Annotated in this window: 19 protein-coding genes; 11 read left to right on the top strand and 8 right to left on the bottom strand. The window is 40.4% G+C overall.

Features of this window, described 5'->3' with window-relative positions; genetic code table 11:
- Positions 1-19 precede the first annotated feature (19 nt).
- Positions 20-442, top strand: coding sequence for a CBS domain-containing protein (locus AC19MX_RS03955; protein WP_498296552.1), 423 nt, complete (start codon positions 20-22; stop codon positions 440-442).
- Between the two features lie 92 nt (positions 443-534).
- Here the strand turns inward: AC19MX_RS03955 and AC19MX_RS03950 are convergent, their stop codons facing one another.
- Positions 535-1,728, bottom strand: a complete 1,194-nt coding sequence (locus AC19MX_RS03950) for a serine hydrolase domain-containing protein (protein ID WP_498296550.1) — start codon at positions 1,726-1,728, stop codon at positions 535-537.
- A gap of 566 nt (positions 1,729-2,294) precedes the next feature.
- On the opposite strand from AC19MX_RS03950, the gene AC19MX_RS03945 reads away from it, so the two are divergent.
- A complete protein-coding gene (locus tag AC19MX_RS03945; protein ID WP_498296548.1) occupies positions 2,295-3,044 on the top strand; it encodes a putative porin in 750 nt (249 codons plus the stop codon).
- Positions 3,045-3,168: 124 nt separating this feature from the next.
- On the opposite strand, the gene AC19MX_RS03940 is transcribed toward AC19MX_RS03945, so the two are convergent.
- Genes AC19MX_RS03940 through AC19MX_RS03930 form a run of 3 tightly spaced genes read right to left on the bottom strand, consistent with a single transcriptional unit; the run spans position 3,169 to position 6,030 of the window.
- On the bottom strand, positions 3,169-3,708 hold the full coding sequence (locus AC19MX_RS03940; RefSeq protein ID WP_498296547.1) for a GDYXXLXY domain-containing protein: 540 nt from the start codon (positions 3,706-3,708) through the stop codon (positions 3,169-3,171).
- Entirely contained in the window at positions 3,705-4,907 is a 1,203-nt protein-coding gene (locus AC19MX_RS03935; RefSeq protein ID WP_498296545.1) for a DUF4401 domain-containing protein, read from the bottom strand. Before AC19MX_RS03935 ends, AC19MX_RS03940 begins: the two co-directional genes overlap by 4 nt.
- A complete protein-coding gene (locus AC19MX_RS03930) occupies positions 4,900-6,030 on the bottom strand; it encodes a DUF2157 domain-containing protein (RefSeq protein WP_498296543.1) in 1,131 nt (376 codons plus the stop codon). The genes AC19MX_RS03935 and AC19MX_RS03930 overlap by 8 nt, the downstream gene beginning before the upstream one ends.
- 328 nt (positions 6,031-6,358) lie before the next feature.
- Here AC19MX_RS03930 and AC19MX_RS03925 point away from each other — a divergent pair, with 328 nt between their 5' ends.
- Entirely contained in the window at positions 6,359-6,607 is a 249-nt protein-coding gene (locus AC19MX_RS03925; RefSeq protein WP_432404306.1) for a DUF3297 family protein, read from the top strand.
- 223 nt (positions 6,608-6,830) lie between these two features.
- Positions 6,831-7,472, top strand: coding sequence for a LysE family translocator (locus tag AC19MX_RS03920; RefSeq protein WP_498296851.1), 642 nt, complete (start codon positions 6,831-6,833; stop codon positions 7,470-7,472).
- 92 nt (positions 7,473-7,564) lie between these two features.
- Here the strand turns inward: AC19MX_RS03920 and AC19MX_RS03915 are convergent, their stop codons facing one another.
- Positions 7,565-8,185 (bottom strand): protein-disulfide isomerase, encoded by a 621-nt coding sequence (locus tag AC19MX_RS03915; protein WP_498296541.1) that lies wholly within the window; start codon positions 8,183-8,185, stop codon positions 7,565-7,567.
- 315 nt (positions 8,186-8,500) lie between these two features.
- On the opposite strand from AC19MX_RS03915, the gene AC19MX_RS03910 reads away from it, so the two are divergent.
- Entirely contained in the window at positions 8,501-9,304 is an 804-nt protein-coding gene (locus tag AC19MX_RS03910) for a polysaccharide deacetylase family protein (protein ID WP_498296539.1), read from the top strand.
- Positions 9,305-9,339: 35 nt separating this feature from the next.
- Here AC19MX_RS03910 and nqrM read toward each other — a convergent pair whose 3' ends face one another.
- On the bottom strand, positions 9,340-9,537 hold the full coding sequence (gene nqrM / locus AC19MX_RS03905; RefSeq protein WP_498296537.1) for a (Na+)-NQR maturation NqrM: 198 nt from the start codon (positions 9,535-9,537) through the stop codon (positions 9,340-9,342).
- A gap of 330 nt (positions 9,538-9,867) precedes the next feature.
- On the opposite strand from nqrM, the gene AC19MX_RS03900 reads away from it, so the two are divergent.
- Complete coding sequence (locus AC19MX_RS03900) at positions 9,868-10,377, top strand: PaaI family thioesterase (protein WP_498296535.1); 510 nt, start codon at positions 9,868-9,870, stop codon at positions 10,375-10,377.
- 136 nt (positions 10,378-10,513) lie between these two features.
- Here AC19MX_RS03900 and trmH read toward each other — a convergent pair whose 3' ends face one another.
- Positions 10,514-11,215, bottom strand: a complete 702-nt coding sequence (gene trmH, locus AC19MX_RS03895) for a tRNA (guanosine(18)-2'-O)-methyltransferase TrmH (RefSeq protein ID WP_432404328.1) — start codon at positions 11,213-11,215, stop codon at positions 10,514-10,516.
- 535 nt (positions 11,216-11,750) lie between these two features.
- On the opposite strand from trmH, the gene AC19MX_RS03890 reads away from it, so the two are divergent.
- The 5 genes from AC19MX_RS03890 to AC19MX_RS03870 all read left to right on the top strand — a co-directional run bounded on the left by AC19MX_RS03890 (position 11,751) and on the right by AC19MX_RS03870 (position 17,293).
- Positions 11,751-12,137, top strand: a complete 387-nt coding sequence (locus AC19MX_RS03890) for a ribosome recycling factor family protein (RefSeq protein WP_498296849.1) — start codon at positions 11,751-11,753, stop codon at positions 12,135-12,137.
- 437 nt (positions 12,138-12,574) lie between these two features.
- Positions 12,575-12,784, top strand: coding sequence for a transcription antiterminator/RNA stability regulator CspE (cspE, locus tag AC19MX_RS03885; protein WP_160055822.1), 210 nt, complete (start codon positions 12,575-12,577; stop codon positions 12,782-12,784).
- 242 nt (positions 12,785-13,026) lie between these two features.
- A complete protein-coding gene (locus tag AC19MX_RS03880; protein WP_498296533.1) occupies positions 13,027-13,260 on the top strand; it encodes a hypothetical protein in 234 nt (77 codons plus the stop codon).
- 500 nt (positions 13,261-13,760) lie between these two features.
- Entirely contained in the window at positions 13,761-14,777 is a 1,017-nt protein-coding gene (locus AC19MX_RS03875) for a hypothetical protein (protein ID WP_498296531.1), read from the top strand.
- 329 nt (positions 14,778-15,106) lie between these two features.
- Entirely contained in the window at positions 15,107-17,293 is a 2,187-nt protein-coding gene (locus tag AC19MX_RS03870) for an OsmC domain/YcaO domain-containing protein (RefSeq protein WP_498296529.1), read from the top strand.
- A 102-nt stretch (positions 17,294-17,395) separates the two neighbouring features.
- Here the strand turns inward: AC19MX_RS03870 and AC19MX_RS03865 are convergent, their stop codons facing one another.
- The gene (locus tag AC19MX_RS03865; RefSeq protein WP_498296527.1) at positions 17,396-18,880 is read right to left on the bottom strand and encodes a CotH kinase family protein; all 1,485 of its coding nucleotides are present in this window, start codon (positions 18,878-18,880) and stop codon (positions 17,396-17,398) included.
- Positions 18,881-19,225: the final 345 nt, after the last annotated feature.

Raw genomic sequence — 19,225 nt, 5'->3', positions numbered from 1 at the left:
TGAGTTAAGGAGATAGACCATGAATGTGCGCGATATTATGACCCCTAATCCGGTGTGTATTAGTCATGAGGCGAGCCTTAAAGATGCGCATCTGTTAATGCAAAGTCGAAATGTGCGCCATTTGCCGGTGATCAGTGAATCTACAGGTGAGTTTATTGGCATGCTGACACATAAAAAGATGATTGCGATGGTATTAACCATGCTTAATAAATATGGCCAAGGGGCACTTGATCGAAAAGAGCGTTACACCCCAATTGCCGAGGTGATGGATACTCAAGTGCAAAAGCTTGGATTAGATGAACCGTTAACCATTGTGGTGCAGTATTTTATCGATAACAAATTAGGCTGCTTACCAGTGGTCGATGAGCAAAATCAAGTCCTGGGGATTGTCACCTCGTCTGATTTTGTCAAACTGTGCCAGCGTTTATTGTTAACGCAATAAACGCCAGCTGGCTTTGATGATTATTTGAGGCGTTGTGAGTGTAAGGGCTTGAGTTGTCACGTTAGCGTAATACCATTAATAGCAGATACCTTTTACTCTAATGACGCGACAATCTCACGGAAAAACGCGATGGTTTCATGTTTTGATATTAGGCTATCTTGAAAGCCTAAATCGGCACTGTTTTTTACAATAACCACATTATGTTGTTGGTTCACATAGATATATTGCCCATAAACCCCAACACAAAAGAATTCCCCTTGCTGTGCTTGTGGTGGTAACCAAATTTGGTAGCCGTAGCCGAGTTTGTCTTTTTGCGGTTTAAGGTATTCAGCTTGTGGTGTGGTGGCGGCTTTTATCCACTCTGCCGAGACGATTTGCTTGCCGTTAAACGCACCATTGTTTAGTAATAAACGGCCAAAGCGGGCGTAATCACGGGTAGTGACATTTAAGCCGCCTAATGCAAATTCAGCCCCTTGAGAGTCGGTGAGCCAAAACGCATCGCTTTCCATGCCGATGGTGTTCCACAGGTTTTGTTGGATCAGTTCGACTAATGATTTTCCGCTCACCCGCCTGAGGATCATGCTAATTACGTGGGTGTCCATGCTGACATAGTGGAAAGCTTTACCTGGCTCAGATTCATTCACCAGTTCACTGGTCATGTCGTCTAACGAGCCACCAATGGCCAGCACTCGGCCCATTTTGTTAATGTCAGAATTAAAGTCTAGATAGTCTTCGTTCCACTTAACACCAGACGACATTTGCAGTACGTGTTCAACTTTAACGTTGCCATACCCAGAGCTAGCAAGTTCAGGTAGATAAAAGCCAACGGTTTTGTTGATATCAATGTTGCCGGCATCGACTTGCATACCAAACAAGATAGACACAAACGATTTGGCCATCGACCATGAAATCCGTTTGTCGTCACTTTGGGTGCCTAAATAATATTGCTCAAAGGTTATTTTATCGTCTTTGATAACCAATAATGCCGTGGTGGCTCGGCGCGCTAAAAACGCTTCGCTATTAGTGACTTTGTCTCGATAGGTGAAAGAGTCTGGCAAGGCTTTTGGTTCGACGCCAAATGCATAAGGTTGACCTTGGTGAACAATTTTTTTGTTGAAAAAGACGTCATTCATGTGGGAAAAGTTATTCACGATGAGTGCTTCATCAAACAGGCTGATGACGCTGTATAAGCGGTTTGCGCTTTGCCAATTAAATGCCAGTAAAATAACGGCAATGGTGATAAGGGCTATAAAAGAGCCTTTGATAAACTTGAGCAAAGTCGACATGAGTGTTTCCAAATAGCGTAGGCGTTAACAATAACCTAATGCTATCGAGACTATAAATCAAATAGTTAACGAATTGTTATGGTTAAATTTGGGAATGGTATGCCCTGTGTTGAATGGCTAACAAGACTCTTGGCATTAGGTTGTTGTTAATCAAAAACAGCCATTAGATTTACCATTACTTTTGTTAATTTCCGTGAGTCTTAAAACCGCTATTTTGTTTATTCTTGATGTTATTTACCTTGCTGCCATTGGCTTATCCATTAGAACAACTGTTTGAATTAACATTTATGCAACTAAATGGTTACAGGTTTATCTATTGCTAAAGTATGTGATGATGATGTTGCTTACGTTACATGTAATGTATTTCATTGATAAATATCATTAATTCTTTGTTTTAGGTTTATTTTAGCATTGTATTATTTTAGAGTATGCGCCGCTAGGAAAGCACGTTGGCCAACATTACGGTTAGGCCACGGTTGAGTTAAAGGATTAACCCATTTGGTTAACCCACTCTATTTATCTGCTTGAATCACCTAGTGTAAAATAATCAAATAAAGGAATGATTGATGAAAAACGTTACTGCATTAGCATTAGTATTAGGTTTTACTGCTTTACCTGTTATAGCAGCACAAGATGCGCCATTTCACCACGAAGCGGGTCTAGGATATTCTGCTAATACTGAAGAGTTCGGTGATGGTCAATGGGATCTAAACTACCGTTTTTATCTTGACTCAGTATCACAAGAAAAAGGCCCATATGCATTAAATGGCTTTTTAGCACAATCTACCAATGTTGGCGCTAGCTATTCAATGATTGATGATGCTGACCTTGATATTTTCAATGTCGATGGCACCTATGTTTTCGATTCTAAGTGGTTTGTTGGCGCGGCAATCCAACGTTATGACGCTGGTGCTTTTGATACTGATACTTACAAACTAGATGTAGGTTATTACTTCAACGACAGCTCAAAAGTTGCTGCATTCTATGTTGATGGTAGCGATATTGATTCAATCTATGGCCTTGAAGCGCGTAGCTTTATTGATCTTAAGAGCACCACAGGTATCGATTTAGGTGCGATGTGGACTCATACTGATGATGACGATATGTTTAACGTAAACGCTGACTGGTATGTGACTAAAGCATGGTCTGTGGGTTTAGGTTATGACGATAACGGTTTAGACGATAACTTTACTGCCAAAACAGCTTACTGGTTACGTATGTCAGATTCTTTTTCAGCGACTTTTGAGCTAGCAAAAGTACTTGATTCTGACGTAGACGGTTTGTTTGTTGGTGTAGGTGTTGTTGGCCGTTTCTAAGCTAAAACATCTCTAATAAAATGTTATCAATAAACGCTTATTGATACAGATCATCTCCCTTAAAGAAAGGAGCCTTAACCAGGCTCCTTTTTATTTTTTATTATCTTTAATCATTCGCTGTCGCTTAAATCCGCTTAAAATCTTTGTCTATCATGTTACTCAGCAGTATTTGTCCTGCTTGGTTAACTCTAAACTCGCCATATCTGGCTTCTTCAAACTCTTCAGCTCGACCTTCTTGAAAGAAAAAAGCGTTGCTGGCCAGTTTGACACTGCCGTCACGAACACGGTATTGGATTAGTCGCTGTGCTGGTGTTAGCGCTACACCGTGGTAGATGCCATCGAACTGAGCAATGCGGTTATTGTCGAGTGTGACAATAAAAAAGCCATCATGGTTATTTGGCGTGTTTGAGAGTTCATCAACTGACTGGCTAACGATTCGGGCAATGTCGTAATTTAATGCCATGTAATCGCCTTGCATTAACGACCTCGGATCGACAGGTGCGAGTTCAAACAGGATTATTTCGCCATTAGCCAACAGCTGTTCTTGCTGAAAAATCTTGTAGTTAATACCGGCGAGTATCAACAATGCTGCGATAATAGCCCAAAGTGATCGCTGACTTAGCTGGCGTGAATTGAGCGGCGCCACAGTATTTAACACCATCATAGTTGCTCCTTATTTTGCGCCGTTGTAACTGTATTTATTATGGTTTCAGCTGTCTTGTTAGTATTCATGCTCATGGCAAATCTGAGCAGGAGTAATACTATGCCGCTGGCCATTAACCACAATGACTTATCAAACAAGTCGATGTGGAGTGAGTAATAATACATGCTGATAAAGGCGAGTAGGGCACATACCGAAATGATGACTAATTTACGTTCGTTATAAAAATAGCCTAGCAGTAGCATGAGTAGTGCTGCGCTTAATCCGTTCATGACGATGGACAGTAGACCGATTAATATCGCCGTTAGGATAACCATTAACATGTTACGAGGACGCATAGTAACCATATGATCGCGATTGCTATATTTAGTGTTACCGGTATTAGCAGTGTTATCGGTATTGCTATTGGCATTAGCATTGGCATTAAAGTGGAGCTGGTTATAAATTTGATTCATCAACCATAGCGCTGATAACAAGCTGATGACGATAGCTAAGTAGTCACTGACACTAGAGCTTAGTGCCATGAGTTCGTTGGGCAATTCCATTGTGTCGCTAATTTCAGACAACATGATATTGACGAGCAGTAAACTGATAGCAACAGCGTAGCCTAGCATTCTAATGCGCTGGTAATGTTGTGGCCATCGATAAAGTTGAGTCCAGATAACCACTAAACTCAATACCAATAATGGCAATATAAGTAGTGATAAATGGTTAATCACTAAGATGGCTAATAAGCTGGGCACCATAGCGAATGCCGCGACAAATTGGTTAGCTTTGTGGGGGATGACGAGCCAGTGTATGGCAAAAGTGACCCCATAAATGACTGCGATGAGGGTTTCGTTACTCGATTCTAAGCTTTCGAAGGTTCCCCCAAGCAGCATTATTTGCCCGCATAGGCTAAACGCAAATACCATTTGTAGAATAAACTCTTGGCGATTTTGCCCTAGCCGGTAATACGCTAAGCATCCGAGAGTGAGCGTGGCGCCAAAGCCAATAAACGATTCAGTTATATCACTAACAGATGACACGCCCAGCATGACAAAGGCCAATAAGAATAGCGAGGCAACCCAACCGCCAAGCATTTGTGCTGCAATGATATACCAAGGGCTAGCTAACAAGGATTCTGGTGCGGTATCTGCGTTAACCAGGTCTTTGTTTCGCAGTGACAACCATAATGCGTTGGATGATTTTATGTTACTCATTGGCAGTCTCCTCACTGTTTAACATTGCCGTTTGAGCAAACTCTTTTTGTAATTGTTTTAGCCAATATAAACTGCCGCTGGTTAGGCCTATAACCACCATCGCTATCAGAAAAAAGCCTTCAATGGTGTCGTTACTATCAAATAGCGCTCTTGAAAGTAGCGAGACAATCGCGGTACTTATGCTGGTTAACACTAACGTAATGGGATATAAGGCTGGATCGCGGTAACGATACCAAACAAATACGCAGGCCAGAGTGACGAGATAAAGCAGTGCATAATAGGCAACATGTTCGCTGGTATCGTAATTATAGCTAAAGTCAAAAATGAGCCACACTATAAGCCAGGTAAATGCACTTAGACTAGCCAGTAAACTGCTTGCTTCTACCATGGGGCAGTTAAAGCGCCATTTTCCGCGCCATTGACAGCTTTTCGCAACAATAAATAATAGGTGAATAGCTAAGTTAGCTAAACCAAACAGGGCGATTTGCTGGATGTCTTCGAGTAAAAAACTAAATACCGATGCAAAGGATTGCAGATATAGCCCTAAACTGACGTTGAGTAACACCACGATGAGTAACCACAACAGATCAAAACCTGCAATGTAAGCAAAGGGTAAAACTAATACTGCCCAAATAGCGAATAGTTGCCATGGGTCAGCGCCTGTTTGATAGGTTTGCCCGACTAATGCCAGTAAAGCCCCAAGCATAATGCTAGCACCTAATAACATGGCGTTAGGCAGGTTCCAACCATACATATTTGAGCTAGGCTGGCTTTGCTGAAAATGCGGTGGATGCTGCTTATGTGGCAAACTGGATGGTGAAAGGTGCTTTTTTTGTGCGTGATTAGCGAGATAAAATCCGCCAATAAACAGCGCAAATAGGGTTTCGACTATGGCAAATTTATTCAGGTGCGATAGCGCATCCCAGTTAAACGCCATGAAAAATATCACACCCGCGCCCACTAATAGCACCCCGAGATACAATAATATATTGGCAATTAATTGCTGCCACTTGTTTGCATTGGGGTGAGGGTAGGCCTCTAACATTGCGGCCTTAAAGTTAGCGCGGTCTATCTTACCTTCTAAAAACCAATGCCATATAGCGGATCGTTTTTGCGTCATCATTCCCTGTCCATTATCCCTTTATTGAAGTGTCCGGCTAATTCAACCACAACAACTGTAGTCTAGCGCTTCATTCTTCCCTACTTTAATTCAAGTTAACGGTATCGATATACAATTTAAAGGTATTAATGCATAAAACGATTAATCATTAAAACACTGCTTAGGCGAAAAATTAACTGATAACAGGCGTTTTCGTGATAGTTGATCGCAGCAGTTTTATTATCGACACCGGTATATTTTGATTGGGCCTCACATTTATGATCGCCGCTATTGAGCATCTTGCTGCTATTGCCTACAATAACGCACGTTTTATTAATTACAGAATATGATCATGAACGACACTACTGCTAAACCTGCTTTACCCGATCGCCTTAGCGTTAATCCACGTAGCCCACACCATGTGGCTGCCATTTTCGAACATGAGATTGGCATTTTGTTTAATGGTAAAGAGCGAAATGATGTAGAAGAATACTGCATCAGTGAAGGCTGGGTAAAAGTTGCGTCGCACAAAGCATTAGATCGTCGCGGACAACCGCTTACGATGACAGTTAAAGGTAAAGTTGAAGCGTTCTATAAGTAAGTCACTTCAACAGACCCACGCGTAAAATAAGAGGCTAACCAATAAGGTTAGCCTTTTTTATCTGATTGATTTTCAATTAGTTCTAATCTGTTCTTTTGTAAACAATCCCTGCCAAAATTTTATGTGATAAAACCGCCCTAGCAAGCAACATGACTTTCATTCATGTTCAATCACTGTAGAATCCGCGCCGTGTTTTACCATTCTTAGAATTTGTGTATTTATGATGATTGATCTGGCGTTACTTCCTGTTTACCTGACCACTGTGGTGGCATTACTGTTAATTCCTGGCCCTGATATGTTGTTGATTGCCAGTTCTAGTTTGAGCTATGGCCGCAAAGTGGGCGTGTATGCCAGTTTTGGCAATGCGACTTCGGGGCTTATTTTAACCTTACTTGCGGCCATGGGCGTGTCGGCGCTGGTGGCGATGAATCCAATGGCATTAGAGTTATTACGGATTTTAGGCGGCGCATATTTGCTAAAAATGGGCTGGGATTGCATGCGTAGCAGTGCCAGTGAGGCGCCCGAGATTGCTCAGCAGACTAACTTAGCCAAATTACTTTATCGCCGTGCAGTAATGAGCAATTTATTAAATCCTAAAGCATTACTGTTTTTTGTGTTGTTTTTGCCCCAGTTTGTGTCGACTCAACTCAGTGCTAGTTCTGGTGAGCAAATGTTGGCGTTAGGGCTATTACTGAATGTGATGGGACTGGCGTTTAATTTATTGCTGGTGGTTTTAGTGGGGAGTTTGGGTAAGTCATTACTCAATAATGCTAAGTTTCGTACTTATCAAAACAAGTTTATGGGCGTGATATTTTTTGCGCTAGCACTTTGGTTACTGGCATCCCAAGTACAAAGTGTAAGTTAACACGATTGAGTGTTACATATATAAAAACCACGGTTAATACCGTGGTTTTTTGTTATGCGCTGTTTAACTCATTTTAACTGTGATGAGTGCGATTAATGTTTTGACTGTTTGATCGCTGCGATCTCTTGCTCTACCGCAGCAACCACCTCTTGTGGATTTTTGAGGTATTTAGAGTGGTCGATGAAGATGGCATTATCATTAACGGTCATAATTAATGCCGGAAAGCTCGTGGTGCCGATGGATTGCTGTATCTCTTCAATGGCTTCTAAAATGTATTCAGCGTCGGTACTCAGCTCGTCTTTAAACACTTTATTGGTCGGCGATAACTTAAACTTTTCGACGATGTCGTTAAAGTCGTGTTTATTGTTAAATGGATTGCCTTCAATAAAATGCGCAGCTTGAATGGCATTAAGCACTGGTAATTGTTTACTGGCTTGCTTGTCTTGCATCCAAGCCATAAAGTTTGCTGTTTTTATTGAGTTTTTTGGGCTGTTTACATAACGAATATGCTCACGTCCAAATTTAAGGCCACTGGCTTTGGCTGCCGCTTGCATTTGCTCTTCGCCGGCACTGTCTTTACCAATGTAATGCGCACTGTGCAGTAAATGTACTGTCATGTCTGGATAGGCTTGTTGCAGTGCATTCACCAACGGAGTCGTGGCGTAGCTCCAGGGGCAGTGTGAGTCGAAGATAAAATAAAGCTCAGTGGTCATGATATTGATTCATATTGGCGATCAGATGAGCCGATCCTAAATAGTTTATCGCCAATATACAATCATTGGATTTATGTTGTTTAAACAAGGCTTGGAGCAATGCATAACCCATTGGTTCTATTACGCAACAAAACGGCTACCTTATAATCGCTATTGTCGATAGGATAAAAGCTCACGGTACGTGCCAGTCTAAAACGATTGTATTTTTCAGCGAGTGAGACTTAACACATAATGGTATTGTTAAAAAAAGGGTCAGTTAACGTGACTCTTAGGGATGATAATTTAGTGGCTATAATTTAGGGATAATAAATAGTTATGATTAAATTGTTCGCTTTGATTGTCGTAGTGCTTGTTTCATTATCAAGTCAAGCAGACACGATAACTGCAGCTAATACGGTAGGCGATACCTTTACTTGGCCTGGCGGAAGCAAGTTAGCGGTTAGCCTGTCTTATGATGATGCGCTTAATAGCCAATTGGATAATGTTGTTCCTGCGCTGGATAAATATCACTTCAAAGGGTCTTTTTATGTGGTGGTAAACTCCCCTGTGATGAATTCACGATTAGATGAGTGGCGCGCGGTAGCGAGTAGTGGCCATGAGCTTGGTAATCATAGTGTTTACCATCCCTGTCGAGGGTCACTACCGAACCGAGATTGGGTCGCGGCGCATCATGATCTTGATCATTACAGCGTGACGCAGATGATTGAAGAGTTAAACGTAGCTAATACTTTTTTAAAAGCCATTGATGGTCAATCTGAGCGTACTTATACGGTGCCTTGCGGTGATACAGTTATAGGTGCAGATTCGCAGAGTAGTGAACAATACCTGAGTCAGCTTCATGACTTATTTACTGCGGTGAAAGGTCAAGGGGATGATGCTCGATTTTCACTAATACTGTATCCCGAAGGTCAAAATGGCAAAACGCTGATCGATTATATTCGTAATATTCCTGCGGACACGTTATTGGTAAACATTATATTTCATGGCGTTGGAGGAGATTATTTATCTGTTTCATCGGAAGCTCACGCTGAGTTATTAACGTTTTTAGCCGATAATCGCGATACCTATTACGTTGATTCGTACATCAATTTGATGAAATATGTTGAATCCGTAAAATAACGGTTTTAGGTTGTGTAACATAAAACCGCGAGCGTTTATTTTTTAACAGGTTCTTGTATTTGATAAAGTATTTTATGGTCTTCGCAGGTAACTTCACAATCGCAGCTCTTTTCTATCCCTACATTGGCGAGTCCGGCGCAGCTGCCTTGAATGGGCTTTCGGCCTAACAATATCCCTAATGCCATCACGGCAAAAAAGAGTATAAACACCATAAACGTCATCAAAAATTCCATTGTGGTAGCCCTCTATCGTTAGTCTCTTTTCATTGTAATGGCTTAGGTGTATGGCGGCTTATTTTCGTCATGATGCGCAGGCCATTACTCATTATGTGTGGATAGCCATTCCAGCTAGAAGAACAAGTATCATCCGTTTATCACGAGCTTAGTTTTATATAGTGTCGATTATTTCAATCGTTACCATGGCACGACATTGCATTATCATTATTACCTTAGACATCACGTTTATGAGGCCCATTCACGTTCGCAATTCGATATTGATGTGATATTCTAAATCAATAAATGGCATATGCCAATAACGGTTTATTTATATTTTTTAGGAATGTTATGAGTCTCCAGCATCAGTCTGAAAAAGCATTGTTACTTGCCCAGTTAACGTTACATTTTGCGGCTATTTGTACCGTTGAGTTATTTGAAGTGGTGAGACCATCGAGTCATCAGCATTGTATGTTATGTGGTACGCAGCCTTTATTAGGATTGCATTTGCAATTTTATAGCACTGCAGATCAGCAAGTATGGGCTCGCGCCAAAGGGTCGATTCATCAACAGGGGTATCAAGGGATTTTGCACGGTGGATTTTTATCAGCACTACTTGATAGCGGCATGTGTCAGGCCCTTTTTCAGCAAAATATAGAAGCTGTTACGGCTGATATGAATATTCGTTATTTGCATGAAGTCCCTGTAAACAGTGAGATTTTAATTAAAGGTAAAATTATCTCATCCCGCTATCCATTATATAAAGTTGAGGGCGAACTTTATGTTGCAGGCAAACTCGTGGTGAAAAGTAGCGCGCGCTTTATGGCAAAAGGTTTTGGTAAAAAGCGCAATGCTTGTTAGTACTGCTTGACGCTAGATTGATCTTTTATGCTCTAAGCAGAATAGCTTGAAGAGATAACTGCAGAGTTTGTTCACAAACACGAGGTGACTAATGTGATTAGCCACCAACATGAGTTACGGTTTTTTACCTTAGTGTTTATACTATTAAGGCTTCTGGATCGGGTGCACGCATTCTGTCCCACCATTCTTTGTTAGCAACAATTTGGCCTTGATCATCAATGGCTGGATAGGGAATTTGTTTGCGCCGACAGGCTTTGGCGTAAATGGGATGACCTTGTTCAAATAACATGGTTTGGCAATAAGCTGCATCAAGTTTACGGGTGCCGTACATATTGGCGACTTCACGTTGACGCTGGGCTTCATACATCACTAATGCCGATGCAACAGAGACGTTGAGAGATTGCACCATGCCGCGCATTGGAATAATAATATGCTGATCTGCTGCTGCAATAGCTTCGTCGCTCACACCATCACGTTCATTGCCCATGACAATCACTGTGGGCTGCGTGTAATCAATCTCGCGAAAATCAACGGCAGAGTCAGAAAACGTAGTGGTTAATACCTGCATGTTTTGCTTTTTAAACGCTTGGAGAGCTTCATCAAAGGTGTAATGTTTAACCGTACTCACCCATTGCTGGCTACCAGAGGCTGTGTTCCCTGACACCCGCATATCAATATCGGGCCACACCGCATGAATTTGGTGGATACCCACACAGTCGGCTGAGCGAATAACCGCGGCAATATTATTGGTCATATGCACTTTATCAAGGCAGATTGTGAGGTCTACCTGGCGGTTATCTAGCATTTGATTTATTCGGGCAAAACGTTCTGGGCTCATGAGGTAACTCTATTGATTCATCTATTTATTCAACGATTAATTTCACTGATGCATATCATGCTGGTCATGTGTTTGATGTTGAAGAGGTTCTATAAGGTCGAGATTATTTGAGCAGCATTATAACGCATAAATAATCTTAAATCGGTAATGATATGTTTTATGTGAAGTACTGCTTGTGGCAAGCTTGCCTATTATACCAATTCTATTAATTATGTGACCAATCAGAGTCACTCAGATTGTTCAGTTTGAGGCGCATTGTTGAAATAATGGTTATTCCCTTCTAAGACAATGCAACAAAGAAATGAACGGTCTGAGTGTCTCCTGCAAGGCGGGTTTCTGTGCCTTCTATGCTGCTTAATAGCATTTTGACGTAGAATAACTATGCCTACAATTCTATTACTTGCCTAGAAGACACAGAACTCCCGCTGAATGACCAGATAATTAATGGAATTGGTATTAATGTTTTTTGTTAAATACATTATGATTTTACTGATTTTAGATTATTTCGACATTAGAGGCGGATGTATTGGCTGGCATAAATGATGACATCACGATTCGATTACCTTCGTTAATTCATCGTATAGGTAGTGAAAAAACCAAGCAAGCGAAGCCGATAGCATTGCAATATCAATGTGAGCTTAAACGTGTCCGTCGCTCTCGCAATTGGGCATTGATTGGTGAGGCGCTCAACATTCAAGCTTTTACCATCGATTTACGTGCTCTAGATGATGATGGTTGGCGTTATCTTATTCAAAAAATTACCACGGCGCTTCTTGAACATGCTGACAAATTAGAACCGCTTGACACTAAATTAACGCGATTAATCACTGAAACCCCTGGCATTACATTAGGGGAGTTAATGCAACTGACTCAATGCAGTATTGCTGAAGCTCGCATAGCCCGTTTTAATGCTGAAGTGTAGAGCTTGTCGTCAAGACTTTCGTACAGCCGCTGCTGGAACATATGGTTAGATTGTAGTGAAATATATGGTTAGATTTCAGTGAAATAGTTGTGTAGATTGCTTTGTCGATTATCGTGTTGGGTATTGTTTAAATCGCTGGGTAGGGTGTTGACCGTTTCAGCGCGATTCTAAGACCTACAGAATTGTGTGAGATATATTATTATCATGGAAGTTAAAAGAAATGCTTTACAATATTTAAAACTCATGTAGTATCTACCTCGCTCTGACATTCAGAGTTATTAATGAACACCAAGTAAAAAGAAAGCCTTAGAATCTCTTCGTTATCGTTGTTATCCTCTGTGTTTCCCTTAGCTTCATAGTGCCATTCAATAATTCAAGCTTGAGCGCATCGCATTTTCGCGACAGATTGATTAATTTAAATATATAAGGGACATAACATGTCTAAAACTACTGGTTTAGTAAAATGGTTCAACGAAGATAAAGGTTTTGGTTTTATCACTCCTGATAACGGCGGCGCTGACGTGTTCGTTCACTTCCGTTCAATCACTTCAGAAGGTTTCAAAACTTTAGCTGAAGGCCAAAAAGTATCTTTCGAAGTTGAGCAAGGCCAGAAAGGCCCTCAAGCTGCTAACGTAGTAGCTGAGTAACTCTTACTTTGTAAGATAGCGCAAATAGTCTAGCGACTGTTTGCGCTTTTTTTTGCCTGTTTTTTGTCTGCGTTTAACATAATCAAAAACCTTATGAGTTTACTCCTTGTCGAGTTGGCTCACCCCGTGACTATTCCATTTTCTTTTCCTCGCACTTCTATATTGATCTACATCAACGCCAATTTGTCTAAAACACGCCATTATATTAGTCGTACTTAATGCTAATTTTATAGGGGCCAGCAATGACGGATGAAAAGTTAATGGTATGCCTAAAAGTCTGCATTTTTACTGGTATTAGTCTAATTTCATTAGGCATATATCTGCATAATTTTAGTGATGCGATTGAAGCGATGGCTGTTAACGGCATTATCATCAGTGCAATGTGTGTCGCTTTTGGCATGATGTTGTCTCTACCGACCAAAATGTATCTGACATTTTTGTTAGTAATGCGTGAAGCTGAAATCTGCCATAAATAGCAAACGTGCGGCCTTTAATACTTCAAAAATGGTGTTGTACACCTTATTCAATTAACGATTCTGCTTTTACGCACATCCTCATTTTCTATTGTCTTTTTTGTTATTAATGATTGTGCATTAATTTGTGCTATTTGCTGTGCTACATGTATTTCTGATGCCAATTTGGAATGAATTGTATTGCTAATCCTTCATTTTTTTTCATTAGCTGCTTTTAGGTTCGCTAATCTATTTTTAGATAAATAGCAGTAATAAAGTGATAATACAGCACTGATTATTACTTAATCGATACAACAGGTTTTTAATGCAAATTAGTTGTTAATATATTGATTTAAATAGCTTTTAAAAAATATCACTTGCAGTCATTGTGTAGTTTTAATCACTTTTTGTAACATTATTGTGTGATTTATACAGCCTTTTCATATTGAATCGGGTGACATTCAGTATGGGATCCGTTATTACTGTTAATGACACGATAAATAAATGACATTTAAGGGAAAAAAATGAGTCCATGGTTTACTAATGTTCAGCTTGGTTTTGACATGGCGACCAGCCTGACGATTGTTGGCGCTGCGATTACTTGGGTTATACGAGAAAAGAAGCAAGCGGAAGCTGAAAAAGCCCGTGGTATTAATCAACAAGTGAGATCGACCAGTCTTAAAAAAGTCCAAGATGTACTGTTTGAGATGGAAGATAAGTTTTCCGTATTGATTAATGAAACGCAATCCTTTGAAAATATGATTGATAACCGGGTGCGTAAAGTTAATGACCAATTAGACTTTACTCGTTTAAATGCGGCACTTAAACGAGACGAGAACTTTTTAGTGAAAGCCATCGACCGCCTACAAGCCATTCGTTTAGAGCTAGGTCAATTTTATGAGCTCATCCAGGTGAGACGTTATAGCTTAATACCGTTGCTTGATGCGATTGAAGAGGGCGATAAGTACATTGGTGTGTTCCAGCGTAATATTGATGAAGTGGGTGATGCATACAATCAAATGACATCGGGTAATGTGTCACTGCTTAAAGAGTTACAAGCGGTTGTCACCTTACTTAATAATGAATACGGTGAAGAGCTGGTTGACGTGACTGATGAGCTTAAAAAAGAACTGTTTCAGAAAATTTCAGCAGATGAAAAATTCATGAAACCGATTCAGTCTATTATTTATGATGAAGACTATTTTTACTGGGTTCAGCGATTTGTTCCTGCTGGCAAAGAAGAAGACTACTTAGAAAAAGTCGTTAGACCGAGTAAAATTGAAGACAAAGATTTGTGTTCTGAAGTGATGGTTCACTTTATCTTAGCCTTGATAGGCAAGAACCATGAATTGATCTCTCAAGTGCTCAGAACCGCTTCTGGCTCGGTGATGAAAGCGCGGATTGAATGTAAGGATATCTTGATTTCACTGAGTGCGATTTCACATAAGTTGGTGATGGATAATAACAGTGAATCACTCGAAAAAGTGATTGAGAAGTATGAAGCTGAAGAATATTTTGGCAGAAATGTCACGATTCGCTAACTGTGTTGATTCTTAAACCATAACTGCAAATATTGTCATACTCATAAATCGTCTAGAGAGAGCTACCTTTCTAGGCTTTTTTGCATTTAGGCTGCTCAGTTAATATAGCTGGTTGTTCATCTTACGTTTCTGAAACCGTTTAATATATGCCGTGTAACATCTATATCTGATCAATTTTGATTTGTCTCATTCGACACTTTTTGGGGCTTAATAAGTTAAATTGTATTCTTTTAGGTAATTAACCCAAGACTAATGGGGCAAAAACACCGATAATTCACGGTAATTAGACAAGCTGGCCGTTTGGCTGCGCACGACTGTGGAAATATTCAATGGAAATCAAAGTAAACTTTCTCGATAACTTGAGACTCGAAGCCAAATTTGACGACTTTACCGTTACGGCAGACCAACCGATCCGCTATAAAGGTGATGGCTCAGCCCCTAGTCCTTTTGATTATTTCTTAGCATCGTCTGCACTTTGTGCTGCTTACTTTATCAAGGTGTACTGTAAGGCTCGTGATATTTCAACTGAGCACATCAGACTGTCGCAAAACAATATTGTAGATCCTGAAGATCGCTATAACCAAATATTCCAAATTCAGGTTGAATTACCTGATGATATTTCGGCTAAAGATCGTGAAGGTATTTTACGTTCTATTGATCGTTGTACCGTTAAAAAAGTGGTACAAACTGGCCCTGAGTTTAAAATCGAAACCGTTGAAAATCTCGCTTCAGACGCCAATGCGATGTTAATGGGCCAACCCGATGGTGATAGCAATACCTTTATTTTAGGTAAAGACTTACCGCTTGAACAAACCATTCAAAACATGACGGGCTTATTAGCTGACCTTGGGATGAAGATTGAAATCTCATCATGGCGAAATATTGTACCTAACGTATGGTCTTTGCACATTCGTGATGCCGCATCACCGATGTGCTTTACCAATGGCAAAGGTGCAACTAAAGAGAGCGCCTTATGTTCTGCTTTAGGCGAGTTTATTGAGCGTTTAAATAATAACTTTTTCTATAATGATCAATTCTTTGGTGACGAGATCGCCAATAGCGAATTTGTCCATTATCCAAATGAAAAATGGTTTGCGCTTGAAGATGATGATGCGCTGCCTACGGGATTATTAGATGAATATTGCCTAGACATCTATAACCCAGATGAAGAGTTATGTGGCTCGCACTTAATTGATACTAACTCGGGCAATAAAGCTCGCGGTATTTGTGCTATTCCTTACACGCGCCAATCTGACGGTGAAACGGTGTACTTCCCGTCTAACTTGATTGAAAACTTGTTCTTAAGTAATGGTATGAGTGCAGGTAATAACTTGCAAGAAGCCCATGTTCAGTGTTTGTCTGAAATTTTTGAACGTGCAGTAAAACGTCAAATTATTGAGCAAGAAATTGTACTGCCAGACGTGCCAATGGCGGTATTAGAGAAGTACCCAAGTATTTTAGCGGGTATCAAAGGCCTAGAAGAGCAGGGCTTCCCTGTTGTGGTGAAAGACGCGTCATTAGGCGGTCAATTCCCGGTAATGTGTGTCACCTTAATGAACCCACGTACTGGCGGTGTATTTGCCTCGTTTGGTGCACACCCAAGTTTTGAAGTGGCTTTAGAACGTAGCTTAACTGAGTTATTACAGGGCCGTAGCTTTGAAGGCTTAAATGATGTGCCAAAGCCTACATTTAATAGCATGGCTGTGACCGAACCAGAAAACTTTGTTGAGCACTTTATTGATTCTACTGGGGTTATTTCCTGGCGTTTCTTTAGTAGCAAATTTGATTATGAATTTTGCGAATGGGACTTTAGCGGCACTAACGAGCAAGAAGCTAAGGCGCTGTTTGGCATTTTAGAAGACATGGGCCGCGAAGTGTACATTGCTGAGTTTACTGATTTAGGTGCATCAGCATGTCGTATTTTAGTGCCTGATTACTCTGAAGTGTATCCGGTTGATGATTTGATTTGGGATAACACCAACAAATCACTTAACTACCGCGAAGACATTTTAAATCTGCACTCATTAAGCACTAAAGCCTTATCTAAGCTTGTTAATCGTTTAGAAGAAAGCCAATTAGATAATCAAACCGATATCCCGACATTGATTGGCATCGTGTTTGATGAAAACACCGTTTGGGGCCAGTTAACCATTATCGAGTTAAAGATTTTGATTTATCTTGCTCTTGGTGAACATGAAGATGCGTTAGAGTTAGTTGAAGAGTTTTTGCAGTTTAACGACAACACAGTGCAGCGCCGTTTGTTTTATCAAGCAGTCAATGCCGTGCTTGAAGTGACTTTAGATGAAGACTTAGAGCTTGAGCACTTTATCGGTAACTTTACCCGTATGTTTGGTCAGGAAGTAATAGACAACGTGGTGGGCTCGGTTAATGGCACGGTGCGTTTTTATGGCCTAACGAAAACCAGCATTAAGCTTGAAGGTATTGACCCACATTTACGTTTAATTGAAAGTTATAAAAAGCTGCATCAAGCGCGTAAAATCAAAGCGGGTTTGTAACGTTTAGACAGATAAACGATTAACATAATAAAAAAAGCGAACCTAACTGGGTTCGCTTTTTGTTTTTTGTCAGCGGTGCTGCTGTCAGCTTGCTTACCGTAATTATTGCTTATTTAAATAAGTATCAACAGCAGTTGCTCTATCTTCAGCGTGCTGTAACAACGCATCAACAGCGCGATAAAAATCACTGCTGCTTTCTAGGAAGCTATAACCCGATACTTCAGTAGTCGCATAGGGTTCAATAAGTGCTGAGTAAGCATTGTAGCTTGCTTGCATCTTATTGGTTTCAAATGCATCACTAATCACCTCAAGTAGATACTCGTTATAACGGTCACGATATACATCATCTGCGTATAGCTTAGAGATGAGTGGCCAGCTGCTTGAGTTGAGGTCCGAGAAGTCTAATGCTAATGCACCACCTTGCTTACCGTCTTGCAATGCTTCGTTATTATCCCAAGGGATCCAGGTGAGCTTTGATGTGTCAGGATCGTTATATAAATAATAGTTGTGTGGCATTAAGCCGTAAGTATCCCAGTTTTGAATGATGCCATTAACGGCTAAGTATTTTAAAAATACATCAACATCAAATACCGCTTCTAGATTCGCTCGCCATGTTTCTGGATCTGTGGTGCGAGTATCGTCATGCAAGGTGGCAAATAGAGCTTCAATGTCTGACCAATCTTCGTCGTCTTCATTGGTTTTTTTCTCAAAGTCTGTTTGGTTAAACGAACCCTCAACAAACATTGCACCATCATCTTCGGGTTTGTATAAGTTACCTTTGTCGCTAGAAAATTGTGTATCGATTACCGTGTCATCAATTTCTTCTACAAGCGTATATAAACCAAAATATTCAGGGCCGCCTCCATGGTCAACGTATAAAGTATAAAATCCGGTGTGTGATACCGCCAATCCGGCGTCTTTAAACACATCAGCAGCGACTTTTTCACGCAATAAAGATTCGTCGTCATAGTTATTTTTTAGGCTAAATTTTTTGAAACCGTAAAAACGTTGGTTTTTAATTTGCGGGTAATCATCTTCATACTCATCAAAGTCGAGTTTGAAAGCCAGTTTTAAAATGCCTTGCTGCCAACTGGTTTGTAGTGACGAGTTTCCTTTAAAGCGGATGCCAACGCGATACCATTCAATCCCATTATAAAAGACCTCAGCGGGGACAAATATTTGGTCTTCTTCAGTATCGGTTAATCCATTTGAAGTGGTTCTTCCAAACTCACCATAGGTAGCCGTCATATCATCTAACATGCTCTGCCAACGCTCTTCGGTGACAACGATATCGAGTCGTTTGACTTCAGTATCATTAAATACTTCATCAAAGTTAGGGTCGACATTTTTACTGTGAGTTTCGTCAGTCCAATCGGTCGCTTCAAAATCAGCGTCGGTGACTTCAGTTGTCGTGGTATCGGTTTCGGTGGTGTCGGTACTTGTTACTGTTTCTACGGCATCAGTTGTACTGTCGCTTTCACCACAACCTGTCAGTAATAATAAGCTACTGAGTGTGAGTGCAAATAACAACGTAATCGGCCGGTTAAACAACCTATTGATTGGGTATAAATGATTACTGGTCACCATCAGATTCTCCTAACATTTGCTTATGCTGAGTGATACGATTAATTGAAATAATCTCGTTAACAGTATGTTAGAGAACAAAAGTGTAAAAATTGTGCAGATAGCGTGGATATCTACAGCAAGTCAATAAAAGTGAGGTGTGGGTCATTACTCATGTATTGGGTGCACTTTATTAATTGAGTCAGTACCCATTGGGGCAGTGTTTACTTATCGCAATAGAGTGACCATAAGCGTTAATCGTTTACGCTGTTTTAGCGCCTAGCAAGCTATGGGTTTACTGTGATTGCATTTTACATTAGTGTAGTGAATACAATTAAGTGTTAATAATATGTAAAAACAAAATCTTAG

Source organism: Shewanella sp. MF05956 (assembly GCF_059758055.1).
Note: the sequence above shows the minus strand (reverse complement) of the source record. Positions and strands in the feature narration are given on the sequence as shown.